The 15,752-nt window shown below is 50.1% G+C and carries 15 protein-coding genes; 9 read left to right on the top strand and 6 right to left on the bottom strand.

From position 1 onward, the window contains the following. The first annotated feature begins 172 nt into the window (after nt 1-172). Nucleotides 173-3,478: a hypothetical protein gene (locus AC0QH1_RS20345; RefSeq protein ID WP_324633131.1), complete on the top strand. Its 3,306-nt coding sequence runs from the start codon at nt 173-175 to the stop codon at nt 3,476-3,478. A gap of 289 nt (nt 3,479-3,767) precedes the next feature. On the opposite strand, the gene AC0QH1_RS20340 is transcribed toward AC0QH1_RS20345, so the two are convergent. The 3 genes from AC0QH1_RS20340 to AC0QH1_RS20330 all read right to left on the bottom strand — a co-directional run bounded on the left by AC0QH1_RS20340 (nt 3,768) and on the right by AC0QH1_RS20330 (nt 7,993). Next, nucleotides 3,768-5,894 (bottom strand): O-linked N-acetylglucosamine transferase family protein, encoded by a 2,127-nt coding sequence (locus tag AC0QH1_RS20340; RefSeq protein ID WP_324633130.1) that lies wholly within the window; start codon nt 5,892-5,894, stop codon nt 3,768-3,770. Nucleotides 5,895-6,083: 189 nt separating this feature from the next. Then, on the bottom strand, nt 6,084-7,571 hold the full coding sequence (locus tag AC0QH1_RS20335; RefSeq protein ID WP_324633129.1) for a hypothetical protein: 1,488 nt from the start codon (nt 7,569-7,571) through the stop codon (nt 6,084-6,086). Beyond that, on the bottom strand, nt 7,568-7,993 hold the full coding sequence (locus AC0QH1_RS20330) for a hypothetical protein (RefSeq protein WP_324633128.1): 426 nt from the start codon (nt 7,991-7,993) through the stop codon (nt 7,568-7,570). The genes AC0QH1_RS20335 and AC0QH1_RS20330 overlap by 4 nt, the downstream gene beginning before the upstream one ends. A 488-nt stretch (nt 7,994-8,481) precedes the next feature. On the opposite strand from AC0QH1_RS20330, the gene AC0QH1_RS20325 reads away from it, so the two are divergent. After that, nucleotides 8,482-8,784, top strand: coding sequence for a hypothetical protein (locus AC0QH1_RS20325; protein WP_324633127.1), 303 nt, complete (start codon nt 8,482-8,484; stop codon nt 8,782-8,784). 88 nt (nt 8,785-8,872) lie between these two features. On the opposite strand, the gene AC0QH1_RS20320 is transcribed toward AC0QH1_RS20325, so the two are convergent. Continuing rightward, nucleotides 8,873-11,185, bottom strand: a complete 2,313-nt coding sequence (locus AC0QH1_RS20320; protein WP_324633126.1) for an O-linked N-acetylglucosamine transferase, SPINDLY family protein — start codon at nt 11,183-11,185, stop codon at nt 8,873-8,875. 198 nt (nt 11,186-11,383) lie between these two features. Here AC0QH1_RS20320 and AC0QH1_RS20315 point away from each other — a divergent pair, with 198 nt between their 5' ends. After that, nucleotides 11,384-12,097 (top strand): glycosyltransferase family 2 protein, encoded by a 714-nt coding sequence (locus tag AC0QH1_RS20315; RefSeq protein WP_324633125.1) that lies wholly within the window; start codon nt 11,384-11,386, stop codon nt 12,095-12,097. A 268-nt stretch (nt 12,098-12,365) separates the two neighbouring features. On the opposite strand, the gene psbN is transcribed toward AC0QH1_RS20315, so the two are convergent. Further along, a complete protein-coding gene (gene psbN, locus AC0QH1_RS20310; RefSeq protein ID WP_324633124.1) occupies nt 12,366-12,506 on the bottom strand; it encodes a photosystem II reaction center protein PsbN in 141 nt (46 codons plus the stop codon). Between the two features lie 79 nt (nt 12,507-12,585). Between psbN and psbH the strand changes: the two genes are divergently transcribed. The 6 genes from psbH to AC0QH1_RS20280 all read left to right on the top strand — a co-directional run bounded on the left by psbH (nt 12,586) and on the right by AC0QH1_RS20280 (nt 15,119). Next, nucleotides 12,586-12,789, top strand: a complete 204-nt coding sequence (gene psbH / locus AC0QH1_RS20305; protein WP_324633123.1) for a photosystem II reaction center phosphoprotein PsbH — start codon at nt 12,586-12,588, stop codon at nt 12,787-12,789. Nucleotides 12,790-12,897: 108 nt separating this feature from the next. After that, nucleotides 12,898-13,167, top strand: coding sequence for a TatA/E family twin arginine-targeting protein translocase (locus tag AC0QH1_RS20300; RefSeq protein WP_324633122.1), 270 nt, complete (start codon nt 12,898-12,900; stop codon nt 13,165-13,167). Between the two features lie 165 nt (nt 13,168-13,332). Then, complete coding sequence (pth, locus tag AC0QH1_RS20295; RefSeq protein WP_324633121.1) at nt 13,333-13,965, top strand: aminoacyl-tRNA hydrolase; 633 nt, start codon at nt 13,333-13,335, stop codon at nt 13,963-13,965. After that, entirely contained in the window at nt 13,962-14,225 is a 264-nt protein-coding gene (locus AC0QH1_RS20290) for a DUF3146 family protein (RefSeq protein ID WP_324633120.1), read from the top strand. Before pth ends, AC0QH1_RS20290 begins: the two co-directional genes overlap by 4 nt. A gap of 116 nt (nt 14,226-14,341) precedes the next feature. Next, nucleotides 14,342-14,650, top strand: coding sequence for a hypothetical protein (locus tag AC0QH1_RS20285; RefSeq protein ID WP_324633119.1), 309 nt, complete (start codon nt 14,342-14,344; stop codon nt 14,648-14,650). Next, entirely contained in the window at nt 14,643-15,119 is a 477-nt protein-coding gene (locus tag AC0QH1_RS20280; RefSeq protein ID WP_324633118.1) for a restriction endonuclease, read from the top strand. Before AC0QH1_RS20285 ends, AC0QH1_RS20280 begins: the two co-directional genes overlap by 8 nt. Nucleotides 15,120-15,259: 140 nt before the next feature. On the opposite strand, the gene AC0QH1_RS20275 is transcribed toward AC0QH1_RS20280, so the two are convergent. Continuing rightward, nucleotides 15,260-15,682, bottom strand: coding sequence for a pre-16S rRNA-processing nuclease YqgF (locus AC0QH1_RS20275; RefSeq protein ID WP_324633117.1), 423 nt, complete (start codon nt 15,680-15,682; stop codon nt 15,260-15,262). Nucleotides 15,683-15,752 lie beyond the last annotated feature (70 nt).

Raw genomic sequence — 15,752 nt, 5'->3', positions numbered from 1 at the left:
CGTACTTGACTTCGCCTAAGAGTCCGTTTTTCGGAAGTTCTAAAATCCCTCCGGGGAATCCCCGTCTCTTTAGAGCGGGGAGTAGTCAAATGCTTCACCTCAACTATGCCAAAATTTAACCGAGATAAGCTATAGGTAGCGCGTCAAACGAGGAGCAGGGGATTGACCGGCTATGGTAAAAACAGATGGGCTGGTGCAGACAACCACAGGGGCAACAATTAAGCAGTGGGCATCGAACGCCTTAGACATTCCAGAATTAATGGTGCATGTGCGCTTGCGCGGGAATAACTTGCACGTTCTGTGCGAAAGCGAACAGACACCGCAGATGGCGATCGCGGTGGAAAAAATGGCGATCGCCCTGAAAAACAGCGATATTAACGGGCTGTTACCCACAGAGCATCCTCATATCTACGAACTGGTACTCTACGGTCGCGAACTCGGCCAAAAGCGGCCCGCCTGGAGCGTGCGCCTGGATCCGCAAAACCCAGATTCTCCCGCAACCTTGGGAGAAAAACTCTCGGAGGAGGACGCACAGCAGGAGCAATCCGACGCCAGCGCGCCCGAACCGGCATCCTTATCCGAATCGAAACCCAGCACCTCCCCCAGGGAAGCGATCGCGGAAAAAACCAGCAACGATTCCCTCGCAGATACGCGGATGATGCTGGCGGCGCAAAGTCGGGCGTCGGTGGGGAACCCGGAGGCGGAAACCTTGCTGGCGAAAGGCATTACCCGCTATCTCAACGAAACGCTCAGCTTCGACAACATCCGCTTAGCAGTCCTAGTCAAACCCCTCAATGCCACCCCCACGTCGGAAACCGCGTCCAACTCGGAAAAATCCGCCTTGCGACGTCTGTGGGTCTTTTGTCAGGGAAGCGAAACCCCCGATCGCGCGGCGATCGCCAATCCCCTGTGCCGAGGATTGCGCGAACTCCACTTAGAGGGCTTTCGCGATGCAGTAATTATCGGACGGGTGCGCGGCGCAAGCAAGCCCGATTGGCTCCTGCGCGCGGAGCTGACCCCACCCACAAAAATGCTGGCGCAGTGGGCCAAATGGGGAGACGTGGAAGCCCTCACCCAATGGCTCGATCGCTCCCTCGCCTCGGAAGGTTTTACCCTACGCGGGGTGCAAAAAGACTCCACTTTGCATTTATTCTGCGCTCTGTCCCCCTCCAACTCCGACGAGGACAGCGATCGCCGCTTAGACAAACTTCCCGCGATCGCCGCGATCGCGCCATTGCTAAAATCCCTCGCCCCCCAAGGTCTGCACGCGGCTACAATTTATGGCTGTCGCGACGCCAAGCAGGAAACCGCTACCGCTGACGCGCCCCCCCTCTGGGTGGATTGGGTGGATTTGCCCGCCGCCCGGGATCCCGCCCTCTCCCCGGACGCCAAAACTCTAGCGCGCGAAGGCAACCCCGAGGCCCTCAAATTCCTGCTCGAGCGCCAACTCAACCCGGACCTGGATACCAAACTCACCACTGGGGGCATTCACGTTTCCCTGCGCTGCAAACAGCAAGTCTTGCACCTGATGCTCGACGCCCCCACCTGCCCGAAACAACCAGAGGTAACACCCCTTCTGGTAGACTTCCTGCGTCAGTTGAAGCTGGAAAAAATTATCGGGGTTCGGCTTTACGGACGTCGCGCGGGTCAAAAACAGCCCAGTTGGCGCTATGGTGCCGCCTTGGACGAACCGCCCACCACGGCGGATTCCCCGGAACCGGAACCGACGGAACCCACCCCGGACAAAACAGCCAATGAAGAATTTCCCCTGGCGCAAACCCAGCAGCACCAAGAATTGCTCGACGAAGCGCACCGGGTGGAACTCGAATCGGCGGAGGAAGTCGAAGAAGAATTACAAGCTTGTCTGACCAAGCAAATCAAACCCGCCGAACAACAGGCAAAACCCTCCGCCGGTTGGGTGACGCGCCTGCTGACGGCAACGGGTTTATTTATCTCCACTAAATCTTTCCGCAAAAACCCCGCCAGCAGCACCACGGTGGCCTTAATCTGGGGCACGTTGGGCCTGTTGCTGACGGTGAACCTGGATAGGCTCCTCGGCTATCACCCGCTGATTTCTGAACCCCCCGCTACTCCCACAGAAGTGGCGATCGCCGACGATTCCTCCGCCTCCCCACCACCGATAACCCCGGAATCCCCCGCCCCGGAGGCAGAAATGCCGGATATCTCCCTGGAAGGTGCTGAGGATGTGGATGAAAGCGCCTTCGATGGCTCTAGCTTTACCGCACCGAAACCGGACCGATCTCCCAGTCGGCTCGAGTCTATCCTGCCCGGTTTCGACTATCCCTCGTTTAATAGCGTTCAGTTAGACGAGCAATTGCGTCTGTACCTGCGCTACGTGAGCGCGAATGGTGCCCCTGACGTGCTGATTGTGGGCAGTTCTCGCGCCCTGCGCGGCGTGGCACCGATGACTCTGCAAGAAGCTCTCGCCGATCGCTATCCGGGGTTGAAAGTCTTCAATTTCGGGATTAATGGCGCAACGGCTCAGGTGGTGGATTTCGTGGTCCGCCAACTGCTTCCCCCGGAGCAATTGCCGAAGTTAATTTTATGGGCCGATGGGGCGCGGGCGTTTAATAGCGGACGCGAAGACCGCACGTTTGAGGCGATCGCGCGATCGGAAGGCTACCAAACTCTCTCCCAAGGGATTCGCCCCCTACTTCCCAATTCTGCAGCCCCAGAAACCGAGGAGAGCAATTCCCTGGCGTCTCTCACCGACACCTTAGCCCAAACGGCTAAAGATGGCATTTCCCTGCGCGACAGCTACGAGCAACTCAATGATTGGCTCGAAGAAGGTCTCGCTTCGGTTTCGGCAAGTTACGATCGCCGCGATAATTTGAAAGGCTTTCTGCGCCATCAGCTTTTGGTTCCGGTGGCACAACGCCTGGATTCCCCCACGGAAACTCCCACCGCGATCGAGTCTCCGGAAGTCGCGGCACAAACTGCAGATACTTACCCAGAGGAAAGTATGGCGGCTCTGTCTGATGCCACCACGCTTCTCACCAGTGGGAATCCTAACGATTCTCCCTCTACCCTGCTCAATGGCTTCTTACCGCTGTCGGTGCGGTTCAATCCCAATACCTATTATGAAAAACACGCCCGGGTTTCCGGCAGTTACGATGCGGATTACGAATCCTTCCAACTGGCGGGAATACAAAGTGCCGCATTGAAAAATTTGCTGCAATTTACCGGCGATCGCCAGATTCCGATTGTGTTTGTGAATATGCCTCTGACTCAGGAGTACCTCGACCCGGTTCGCCAGGATTACGAACGGCAATTCCAACAATACATGCTCGGCATCTCGATGGAACATCCGGGCTTGAGCTTCCGCGATCTCAGTCAACTGTGGCCGACCCAAAACGATCGCTTTTCTGACCCGAGTCACCTGAACCGCTATGGCGCGCAGGAAGTCTCCAACCGTCTCTCCCAAGACCCGATGATTCCCTGGCCGCAAACTCAGTGAGAAACTTTGTGCTACTACTACCGGGGAGATATTATGTCTCAACATCTCACTTAAAGGGGCATCCGCTATTATAGGTTCGGTGCGTGACGCCCGAAATTTTATACAAGCGGAACGCATGGGGTGCGGGGCGTCACGCACCCTACGGGGTGGGAACAGAGTGCTGGGGGCGGGTCGCTAGCGATAGTATGCGTCAAATTCTCACATTTGGATGACGGCCATTATAGGTTCGGTGCGTGACGCCCGGAATTTTATACAAGCGGAACGCCTGGAGTGCGGGGCGTGACGCACCCTACGGGGTGGGAAGAGAATGCTGGGGGTGGGTTGCTATATGGCGATAAAAGGACTCCAGGGCGACAACGCAGGGTCGGTCATCGTATAAGCGCGCCCGCCGCTGTTTGATTTTCTCCACAATCTGCCTGCGCCATGCCGGATTTAAGCCTAATTTTACCGCAATGTGGATATAATCTCGTTCGGTTTTGGCGATGGTTTCCTGGATTTGCAGGCGGTGTAACATGGCATAGGCATGGCGCGATCGCATGAATTTGCCGGGAGAAGTCACAATGGGTAAATCGCAGGCGATCGCCTCTAAGGTGGTTTTCCCCCCGGACCACCCGAAGGTATCGAGAAATATATCGGACAATAAATTCAAATTGCCGTAATTTTCGGCATCTTGTTCCGGTAAAATCACGCAGTAGCGATCGCTATCTAACCCGACGTTGGCAAATGCCCGTTGCAAGCGATCGCGGAATTTCTCCGTTATCGGTGGGGTTAAGCGCGATATAAATGCAAATTGCGCTTCCGGTACTTGGCGGGCAATTTCAGCAAAAATATAGTCGTACTGCGGCAAATATTTAAACAGGGATTGACAGGATAAATACACCACCGCCGATTCTCGCAACTGAAACGCCGCCCGGGAAGTGGTGGGCGAACCAAATTGCGGTTGGGGATAGCAAATACTCAGATTGGGTAACAACACCAATCGTTCCGAATAATGGGCGATCGCATCTAGCGGTTCCATCAGTTGACTGGAAAGAAAATAGTCCATCGTGGGCAATCCCGAAGTTACCGGATGTCCCCAAGTTAAACATTGCACCGGCGCGAGGCGCAACCCGCCCAACGCTGAGAGAAAAGCATGCATTCCTATGTCTAAATACACTAAAACATGCAGGCGATCGCTGCGAATTTTTTCCGCCACGGTTTTCAGGTTGGTTTCCGCATCCCCCGTTAGCTGAAATCGATAAAATTTATCGCTATGTTGCCGATATTCTTCGGACCAATTATCGAAATAGTCCGAAATGCTATAACAGGACACTTCAAAGCGATCGCGATCGTGATGTTTCACCCATCCGCAGAATAATTTCCCTACCGTATGACTCCAAAAACAAGCGGAAATATACCCGACTCGAATTTTTTCCCCTTCCCTTACCGAGGGCATGGGCAAGGGTTCGGTCCACTGGGGATAAAATTGACAGAAAAATTCATGGATAAATTGACCGTATTGCTTTTGGATGCTAATATCGTTATAGCCTTGATATTGCAGGTAAAAATTCGTATGACTCGTCAGCCAGTCTAACACCGATTGCGGATTTTTTAGCCCTAAATTTGCGGCAGTTTCCAGTAACTCGGACAATCCCTGGCTGAATCGGCGACGATAGGATTCGATTTGCGATGAATTGTCGTAGAGAATCGGAACCCAATATTTTGCCGAGTGCAAGTTGAGGTTTTTGGGAAATTTTTCACTCGCTTCTCTCCCTAAGGCGATCGCCGCTTCCATGCGTCCGATTTTTCGCAACAGGGCAATCGCATTTTCAAATAGTTCTGGGGTAGGAGAAACTTCGAGACAGGTTTTATAGGTTTGGATGGCATCATCGTAGCGATTGACTCGTTCGAAGCAGTCGGCTAACTTGATAGCAGCATTCCGAATCGTTTCGGCGGCAACATCTTTTGTCGAAGCAGAATTGAGGAAGTTTTGCAATTGAGCGATCGCTTCGTCATAATTGCGATCGCGATAGGCAGCACATCCCAGGTAAAATGCTGCTTGCATCGCCATTATATCCGATTGTTCCCGATATGTCAAGCCCAATTCTTGCAACAACCCCGGATGATTGGGCTGGGAGGAAAGCGCTTGGCTGTAAATAGAAATTGCCGCCTCAAATTGGCGCTGCTGGCGGTAAATTTTGCCGAAAATTTGATAGACAGCCGGATGGTGAATATTCTGGGCAATTGCCTGACGACAAATCGCTTCCGCTTCGGATATTTTCCCAGTTTGGAACAGCAGATGAGACAATTGCACATAAGCCTTTTGATGGCGGGGATTGTGCTGCAAAATAAGTTGATAGTGCTGTTGGGCGTCAGCATATCTCCCTTGCGCTTGCAAGGCGATCGCTTGTTGGTAGAGGAACTCTAGATCGGGCATGGTAAAGGGGAAAATCGGCGAGGGTTATTAAATTTAGGGTGAGGTGTTTTGTGGCAATTGTCAAGGGGTTCGAGAATGTTTGAGTGGCGATATTCCCCGATTCCTCACCCTCTGCATGGTAGCCCATCCACCTGGGCGCTTGGCGATGGAAACCTGTGCGCTATCTGAAATGAATTCCATTGCGATGCGCTATTTATGGCGACGAATCCAGGTGAGAATGGTGACGGAAAAACCGAAGACGAGAATGCCGGCGATCGCGCTGAGAAGGATAGCCGTAAAGAAGGGATGCATGCGCGGAGTGGTACTGTCAGAATAAGGAAATGGAATCGGATTTTCTTCTAGCAAAATCGAACTCGACGCCACCACTACCGCCGTACCTATACCCGCCGCCATCGCTTCTAGTTTGGTTTCGCGGATGCGATCGCGTGCGGCTTTTTCCACTTCTACCATACCGCGAATTGCTGCAATCGCCTGTTCCACCAACCCATTTCCATGCATCAAATAATCTAAATCCGCTTTGATGCGTTCTTTGAAATCCGGCGCATCTTCCTGGGTAAAGCACTTTAAAAAACTCAAATCCACTGGTTTTAAATACAAAACATCTAAGCTCTGTTTTTCCTGGATTTTCTCCAGAGTGGCATCGTATTTTTTGCCCAAAATGGTAATCCGGTTAAGTTGCAGTTCTAAATCTCGTTGCAAGCGGGCATATTCCAACCCCAAACTGGGCATAATTTTTAGCTTGCTTTTCAACCCTTCCCAACTCCGTTGGCTGAAATTTCGGCTTTCCGGTAACTGGAGGAACTGTTCGTTAACCTGCCCGACTTGTTGGGAGATTTCTTGGTAGGTTTCATAGCTGACTTGATAAATCGAGCGACTTTTGATAAAGCTGGAAATCACTTGATTTCGGTAGTACCATAATTCTATTATATCCCAATAAGAGGTCTCGAACTTTCGTCTCATCGCCTCCTCCCGGAAAAACAAAACCAAAATATTGGGAGAAGAGGAAGCGGTTTCTAAATGATTGAACTTGCCAAATTCAAAAATTTGGCTGCCAAACATTCTCCCCTTGCGATTGAATTCCGGGCGCTTATCGGCATCGGGAATAAATTGCTCGAGGCACTGATGGGCCAGTTGTTTTAAGCCTTCCGAGGAAAATTGTTTTTGTTCTGGGGTTAAGTCAGCAGTAATTAATAGGGTTTGCCCCAGAGAACTTGCGACAAAATCGGGCAGTAAAATTCCCTGGGAATTAAATTCTCGATAAATGGCGATGGAAACTGGTTCCGTGGGGCGATCGCCTTCTTTATCCGGGCGACGAATGTTAAGGGCAAGGGCATAGCTATCGTACATCCGGCGCGGGCAAGCAATCCCAGTAAATTTAGTCGGTTCTCCCTCTACTTCTACTACTCCTTTAAAATCCAAAATCCCATTTTTGTACAAATTTACGATGCTACCAGCCGGTTCTTCTGTGGGATCGTAGGCAGTTTCCCCTTTTGGCGGGTAGTATCCCCACAAATCCAAGGGTTTATCGTAGCCGTAGGTTTGTAAAATATTGCCCCATTTTTCCCATAACTGTTGAGCGCCCTCCACCGGATTGGCGCTGGAATCTCTGTGCAGCGGGTTGCGACGGTGAAAGGCAAATAAATGAAGGTTAGGAGCGTAAATTTTCGGTAGATTCATTGCGAAAGTTCCATCATTTTTTTGTCAATTGAGTTAATGATATAATCCAGTATAGGCTTTTTCCGGGGAGGCGCACCAAAGGTTTTAATTTGCGGTTGAATTAAAACGGTATTTTGGATGCATTGGATGGCAAACTTTATCAATCTCGATTGGGTACCATCTTCAGCAGAGGGTTTGTTTGCTGGGGTGTCATCCAGGCGATTTAATTGGGCAGTGAAGTTATGGTAGTCTTCTATCGCCTGGGGATGGCGATCGCACCACTGGTGAATTTCTTCCGCCGCGCGATTGACTTCCGTGGGGGCGAGGAAAATTAGCTTGTCTTTTAATTCTGGCAAATCTTGCACCTCTGCTGCAGAAAAAAACGGCGGTTTAGCAGTCAGCATTTGGGCAAAGTTAACCAGCACTTGAATCGGTTCTTGCATCTGGAATCCCCTGTTTCTGGCGAGTGTTATCCCTATTATGGCGCGTTATTTGCGCGATCGCCCCAAAAATCCCCTCCCCCCAAGCTGTTTTACCGCATTTTCACCCCCTCACCTTCCCCGGGAAGGGGCACACTGGGATCCATCAACCCCAGTTCCCTCTTGTGGATCCATTCTCAACCCAGGGAAAATCTTGAATTTGCAATTTGTAATTTCTAAATTTTTTTTAAAAAATAGTCACTATTTTTTTTAACGATTTACCTATAACTTTTTACTGTAAAATCAGACAATAAACTTTTCAATTTCATTGCATAAAAAAAGTGGATTTGCCTCGATTGTCGCCAAATGTAAAAGCCCGATCGCAAAAATCAGTAATTTTGACTACAATTTATCTAAAAAAAATGTTAAAACTGAAAAAGAGACGAATTTTACCTCAGTCTGTCCTTGAGGTAACGTCCAAATGCACAGTTGGAGAAAGAGCATCAATCAAAATGAAAATCTATATTGAAACCAACGACTTTGAAGAAAAATGCTATTGCCACCTATGTGGCAGCATCTTTATCCCCACCGAAGTGGTAGCGAGAGCGTATCACGAGACGGGAGAATATATCACCGATGTTTGCCATCATTGCCTCGCGGCGGGAGAAGAAGGTATCTCTCGCAGAATGCGTCAGCGTGCAGATTCCATGCGCCAAGTTGCCCAAGAATTAGAACGGTTGGCGCGTCGCGAAATGGAAGCGCCCAGCTTGGAACAATTAAAGGTAGCCAATCAAATGGCAAATGCATTGCGGTAAAACCGTTAACACCATCCCTTTTTCGATTTCCGTCAATGTTTGTAATTGAAAATTGGGTGGGCATCGCCCACCCAACTTCGCATTCTTTTTACCCCGGTGACGAGTTCCATTTCTCCACCGCCTCCCGATAAAATTTTTCCAGTGCCATCACCGCAGTGGTGTCATCATAAAGCACGGTATTTTGCTGCTTGATTCGAGTGCGGATAGCGTTTCTCCAGTTGGCATCCAATCCCAACTGAATCGCAATCCGAACAAAATCCGCTTCATTTTCGGCAAGGGTTTCCGTAACGCCAATCCGCCTACAAATACCGGCAGATTGACGCGATCGCATGAATTCCCCCGCACAAGTCACCACCGGTAACGCCACCGCCACCGCTTCTAACACCGTCAAAAACCCGCTAAACCCAAAGGTATCCAGAAAAATATCCGCCACAGACAAAATATTCCAATACTTCTCTTTACTTTGGCGCGGCAAAATGGTACAATGCGCTTGACTGTCTAACCCGAATTGCGCGAATGCCCGCCGCAACCGCTGACGAAATTGTTCCGCGATCGCCGTACTTTTCTGCGCGAAAAACACAAACTGCGCCTCCGGAACTTCGCGGGCAATTTGCGGGAAAATTACATCGAATTGCGGTAAATATTTAAACACCGACTGACAGCACAAATAAACCACCGCATCCTGACGCAATCCGAAATCCGCCCGGGTGTGGCGCGCTTCCGGAATCGTCGGTTTGCTATAGCAAATGCCGATATTCGGCAAGCGAACCAAGGTTTCGCTGTAGTGTTGTGCGGCATTTTCCGGTTCCATCAAGTTACTAGAGATAAAATAATCTACCGTAGGCAAACCGGAAGTTATCGGATGTCCCCAAGCAGCACATTGAATCGGTGCCAATCTTAACCCGGCAAGTTGCGTCATCGGCGCATACATGCCAATTTCCAGAAACACCAAAATATGCAATTCATCCCCCCGAATGCGATCGGCAAGGGCTTCGAGATCGTTCGGAATCGAGTAAAAGCGATCGCACTGTTGGCGAAACTGTTGCGTCAACCCATCCGACTGGGTAGCGATATCGTACCCATAAATCTCAAATGAAGCGCGATCGCACTGCTGCAACCATCCCCAAAATACCATCCCCACCGTGTGCCACTGAAAACATGCCGACAAATAGCCAATTTTGATTTTCCCCTCCCCGGTTAACTCGGGCATGGGCAAGGGTTCCACCCACTGCGGATAATTCGCACCCATCACCCGATGCACGAATTCCCCGTAGTGTTGTTGTAACCTTAAATCGTTTTTGCCCTGATACTGAAGGTAAAAATTGGTATTCGTGCCAATGGCGCGCAATGCCTGCTGTTTCGCCTCTACTGTCTCCAGGGAAACCTCGGCGAGAAAGGTATCGAGTTCTCGCGCAAATCGGGCGCGATACAAGTCTACTTGTTCTGGCGTATCGTATAAAATCGGCAACAGGCGCAGTTTTTCTAATTGCAATATCCGATTCTCGGGCAACCACTGTAACCCCTCTTCTGCTACAACTCTTGCGGCTTCTACTTTTCCCACATTCTGTAATGCCAGCATGAGAGAGAGATATAGTTCCAGGGCGGTGGGATAATGGCGGAGGGCTTCGCGGTAAATTTCGATCGCCTCTAGGGTGCGATCGCGGCATTGATAGCAATCTGCCAAGGCGAGATAAAGGGGAATATCGCCGATTTTATGAGTGAGGAATTGGCGGTAATGGGCGATCGCGGCATCGTAATTTTGCTGGCGATACGCGGCATAGCCGAAATATAATTCGGCTGACTCGCACCGATTTTGAGCCGTCAGGGCGATGCCGATTTGCTGGATAACCTGCGGATCGCGCGGTTTGAGTTGCAATGCGGTTTCATAAGTAGCGATCGCCTCCTCAAATCGGCGATCGGCAAGCAAACAATTGCCTAAATACAGATAGCTGATAAACTGATTGCACTCGCGCGCAATTGCATCTCGAAATGCCTTCTGCGCTAAGGCAAAATTGCCCAATTCCATCCAAGTTTTGCCCAATTGATGATAGGCGCGCAGGAACTGGGGATCGAGAGAAATTGCCCGTTTGAATGCCGCGATCGCCTTATCTAAATAGCCCACTTTTGCCCATATCAATCCCAAGCGATAATGGGCGGTAGCGGTAGCCGGGTGAATGGCTATGCACTCTTCTAGTAGTGCTAAGGCATCGTCAAATTGCCCTTGGCGATAGTATATCATCGCCAGATTTTGCAACCCATCGGCATGATGGCGATCGCAGTGTAAAAGCTGGCGATATTTTTGTTGCGCCCCTTGCCAATCTCCTGCGCGATCGAGGGCTACCGCTGCAGCATACAGGGCGGCGATGGATAGGGGCGGGGGTTTGGACTGTGCATCTGCCACGGCAAGGGGAAGTTTTAGAGTACACTGTTTATGATACCCGAGGTATGGGTGAAAGCCGTGGTGCAATATTGGAATTTACACCTGTGGCGGTTTAGAGTTGAAAAAGGCAATGCTTCTGGTTCGGTTTAATCGCATTATCCGCCCTCTCCCTTTCTCGGAAAACCAGAAAAGCGGTGAAATGGCTTCCGAAAATGGCTTATGTTAGGTGACTTAAGTGAAATTCACTTATCGGTCGTCATCCCTTGTTACAATCAAGGGGAATATCTGCTAGAGGCGATCGCCAGTGTGGAAGAATGTCTCGATCCGGGCATCGAAATGGCGATCGTCAATGACGGTTCCACAGAACCCCTCACCCTCGAGGTCCTCTATTATCTGCAAACCCAGGGATATTGGATTCTCCATCAACCCAATCAAGGATTAGCGATCGCCCGCAATCGGGGCATCGAAGCAGCTAAGGGCGAGTACATTTTACCCCTAGATGCCGATAATAAAATCCGCCCCGAATATATTACCAAAGGAATCGAAATTTTGCATAACTGCCCCGAAATTGGAATCGTCTATGGCGACGCCCAATACTTTGGAGAACGTCAGGGAATTTGGCGAGTCCCAGATTTCGATAGACAGCGATTATTGCAGGGAAATTATATCGATGCTTGTGCCGTTTTTCGCAAACAAGTGTGGCGCGACTGCGGCGGTTACGATGGCAATATTCCGGATAAATTAGGATTTGAAGATTGGGATTTGTGGCTGAGTGCTGTAGAAAAGGGGTGGAAATTTTACCACATTCCCCAAGTGTTATTCGAGTATCGCGTTAGGGCAAAATCGATGGTTAGTCGGTGCCAAATTCCGGAAAACCAACGCAAATTAATCCGCTATTTGCGCTACAAACACCAGAAACTTTATCAAACTTAGGGCTAAGCAAGGGTGCCAATTATTTTGCACGGTAGAGACGCGAGCGATCGCCTCTCTACCGGAAGGCGGAACCAGGGCAACCACCGCAGAAAGATTTTGCATAGCATAGTTTTGACATAATGTCAAGCAAAAATCCGAAAAAATTTCCGTTGCACCTCGGTCTCAGAGTCGTCGCAAAGTATTAAAAATTGTGACAAACACTGAGAACCAGATGGGTGGAGGCACCAGCGCCCCGAGGGACGCCTAGAGGAACACCTAGGAGAGGGATTTAATCCTCGTGTTCGTCGAACGGATCGACCAACTCCCGAGAGGGCGGACCGAAAGAGGTGTAGATGGAAAAAGCGACGATCGCCAGCAGGATGGCGACGATGCCAATACTAAGAACTAAAGCCGGTTCGAGATTTTCCATGATTCGATGTAAATTATGAGTGCTATTCTTATAGAATATTACAAAACATTAATTTTTTCGTCCAGAGAAGAGGTGACGCATGGCACAACAGACGAAGCTCGGAAATCTGCTCAGACCGCTCAATGCCGAGTATGGTAAAGTGGCTCCCGGTTGGGGAACCACCCCCCTGATGGGCGTTTTCATACTGCTATTTTTCCTGTTTTTGGTGATTATCCTGCAAATTTACAACTCCTCCCTGCTGATTGAGGGCGTGAACGTGGATTGGACCGCGATCGGCGGCTAAGTAAAATCCAGGCTTTAGTGGCGCGGGTGCGTAGACACCCGCCCAGTCCCGGCTAGACCGGGATTTTTTTTCTATACTGATAACTATGAACTCGCAGGAGGTTGGCGCGTGAATATCTTTGGCTTGGGTTTGCCAGAAATCATCGTGATTTTGGTCATTGCCTTATTAATCTTTGGGCCGAAAAAGTTGCCAGAAGTCGGTCGCAGCATGGGCAAAGCGATTCGCTCCTTCCAGGAAGCCAGCAAAGAATTTGAATCCGAATTTAAGCGCGAGTCCCAGCAGCTTGAAGCGTCCAAATCCGACTCACCCCCACCGTCTGAGAAAGTGGCAAGCGCTCCTTCTCAGGAAGACACCCCCACTTCCAGCAACCAAAGCTAGACCCTGGATGTGCTCGCGGCGAGAAACCAGGTTCGGGTTGACCCTGGCGGAAATTTCACCATCCATCCCAAGGGTCGCGGCTTGACGGTGGCGTTGTCATTGGCGGAAATTGGGCAGTAGTGTAAACTTGATTGGCTTTTACCCAAACAGTTCAACTCCCCCACCATGACATCCAGCGAAACCCCCGCCTTGGTCATTCCCCAGCTCATCGTCGGCTTGGGAAATCCAGAACCAAAATACGAGCGAACCCGGCATAATATTGGTTTTGACGCCGTGGAGATGCTCTCGAATTCTTGGCAGATTTCTCTGTCAGATAATCGCCGCTTTCAAGGGGTATTCGGCGAAGGATTCGACCCAAAACGGCAAAAAATCCGACTGCTGAAACCCTTGACCTATATGAATCGTTCCGGACAAGCGATTCGCGCCGTCACCGATTGGTATAAATTGCCACCGCAATCGGTGCTGATAATTTACGATGATATGGATCTGCCTGTGGGGCGGCTGCGGTTGCGCCTGTCGGGATCCGCTGGAGGGCATAACGGCATGAAGTCCGCGATCGCCCATCTCGGCACCCAAGACTTTCCCCGGTTACGCATCGGGATTGGCAAACCCGGCGATCGCAAACCCGATGCCAATTCCGTCTCCCACGTATTGGGTAAATTCGCGCCCGACGAGAAACCCATTATCTCCGAGGTTCTCTATCTGGTGCGCGATGCTGTAGAACTCAGCCTCAAAGAAGGCTTTCAAAAAGCCATGAGTCTCTACAATGGTCGCAGTGTCGTCGAAACGAACTCGTGAGTGCGAAACGTCTACCGAAAACCACCGCCCATGTCCGCGTGACTCAACAATCTTGGCAACGAGGCACCCTAGAAGGAGAAGTCAGTGCCGGCGATTTTCTCTGGAATTTTCGCTGGAATTTCCGAGGCGGAAATTTGGCCATCTCCCCCTCGCAGGGACGCGCTTTAATTCAAGAACCCCTCGGTCGTTTCTTGGAAAAATGGGATTACCAACTCGAACCGGGGGGGGATTATTCTTTCACTATTCGCGCTAATCTATAAAGCGATCGTCCATTGATGATTCGGCTTTTCGTTCGAGGTACAATATCCAACTGTCTCAACCTGCTCAAACACAAATCTCTAAACTTGGCAATGTCTTAAATTTAAGTCGTGAAGACTTGAGTGATTTAGCAATTAGTTATTTGGCTTTTTATGTTCAAAAGACTAAAAAAACCGTGCAAGACATAATAGCAGATGTCAAAAAAAACGACAATAATTTAGGCAAATCGCCAAAAGAAACACCCAAACCCTACTGGATTGAATTATCCATCACGCATCTGAGAACTATCGAGGGGTTGTTTTCAACGATTAATAATGAAAACCTGAGCGATTGTGTGACTGCGGGAGTTTATTTACTCCACAAACAACTGGTGGAAGATATCCCCAATAGTCAGAGTGGAGAAAGTCAGAACCAGACAGATGAGTAGAGACAGAGCAATTAACGCTTTAATTAAAGGGATTGTGGCTGCCGATACAGCCACTAAACAAGAGTTGGGGCGTCGTTTTGCGTTTGGTTTGGGACTGATTCCCGGTTCTCCAGGTGCAGATGGTGGAATTGATGGATCTGGTCGCTGGAATGACTTAAACATCTACTTTCAATCTAAGTTAAACAGCCGCAATCTGAGAGCGGAATACGCTGATAGTTTTTACGCTAAGCTGGTACGATTTAAAGCAGATATTGGCTTGATGCTCGCTGGAGTTGGCTATACCGGATCCAACCGGCCTTTAGCTGGATTTAGAAATCGGCTGTTGGAGTTTCCGGATGTAGATCGATATAAAATTCATCTTCTCAGTTTGCGAGATATTTTTGCAGAAAATCAAGCCTTTGAGGAGACGGTTAGGGACTTACCGCCGTTGCGTCAACTGACGCGAGAAGTATGGGAAGATTTGTCTTAGATTGCTCGTTACCCGTTAATGGTGGTCAACCCGCCCCATAGAGAGGCGATTAATCGCCTCTCTATCGCCTCCCGCGCAAAAACTCGTTCCATACTTCAGTGGGTATGCCTAATCGGCACCCTTTCTTACCTGCTTATCTGTTAAAAACCTTTCCCTAAATAGCGTTCGATTAACAGAATGGCCACAATGTCATCAATCGGGCGAGGCGGTTGTCGCATTCCTTGGGGGATGAGGCGCGATAGACCTTTCGGGGGGTACATTTCCCAGTAGCGATCGCGCGCCTGCAAGCTGGTGTAGCGTTCGTCCACCCGGATAATCGGTAAAGCACTTGACAAACCTTCATTAATGTGATTTTCCCATTTCCGGGAGGTGGTTTGGTCTCCCATCACCAGCACCGCGATCGCATACTCCTCGCGCAGGGATTCAATGGTCGCGATCGCCTTCTCCGAGGGCACCACTTCATGCCACAATAGCCCCCCATCCTGCCCCATCACCGCCATCCCGCATTTCATTCGTCCGGGATCGAATCCTAAAATTGCACTGGGTTGTTGGTCATTTGTCATCAGAAATTAGGGTTGGTAAGGGGGAGAACGGAAACCCTCGTCATTTATGCGTAGGGAGGAGTTCTCCCCC

The sequence above is a fragment of the Phormidium sp. CCY1219 genome (genome assembly GCF_055795085.1).
The sequence above is the reverse complement of the archived record's forward strand: the minus strand, read 5'-3'. Positions and strand labels throughout refer to the sequence as shown.

Bases quoted from the DNA above. Each gene is read 5' to 3' on its own strand.
- AC0QH1_RS20275 (WP_324633117.1), bottom strand. From the start codon at position 15,682: ATGACAAATGACCAACAACCCAGTGCAATTTTAGGATTCGATCCCGGA.
- psbH (WP_324633123.1), top strand. From the start codon at position 12,586: ATGGCACAACAGACGAAGCTCGGAAATCTGCTCAGACCGCTCAATGCC.
- AC0QH1_RS20315 (WP_324633125.1), top strand. From the start codon at position 11,384: ATGTTAGGTGACTTAAGTGAAATTCACTTATCGGTCGTCATCCCTTGT.
- AC0QH1_RS20325 (WP_324633127.1), top strand. From the start codon at position 8,482: ATGAAAATCTATATTGAAACCAACGACTTTGAAGAAAAATGCTATTGC.
- pth (WP_324633121.1), top strand. From the start codon at position 13,333: ATGACATCCAGCGAAACCCCCGCCTTGGTCATTCCCCAGCTCATCGTC.
- AC0QH1_RS20335 (WP_324633129.1), bottom strand. From the start codon at position 7,571: ATGAATCTACCGAAAATTTACGCTCCTAACCTTCATTTATTTGCCTTT.
- AC0QH1_RS20330 (WP_324633128.1), bottom strand. From the start codon at position 7,993: ATGCAAGAACCGATTCAAGTGCTGGTTAACTTTGCCCAAATGCTGACT.
- AC0QH1_RS20280 (WP_324633118.1), top strand. From the start codon at position 14,643: ATGAGTAGAGACAGAGCAATTAACGCTTTAATTAAAGGGATTGTGGCT.
- psbN (WP_324633124.1), bottom strand. From the start codon at position 12,506: ATGGAAAATCTCGAACCGGCTTTAGTTCTTAGTATTGGCATCGTCGCC.
- AC0QH1_RS20340 (WP_324633130.1), bottom strand. From the start codon at position 5,894: ATGCCCGATCTAGAGTTCCTCTACCAACAAGCGATCGCCTTGCAAGCG.
- AC0QH1_RS20345 (WP_324633131.1), top strand. From the start codon at position 173: ATGGTAAAAACAGATGGGCTGGTGCAGACAACCACAGGGGCAACAATT.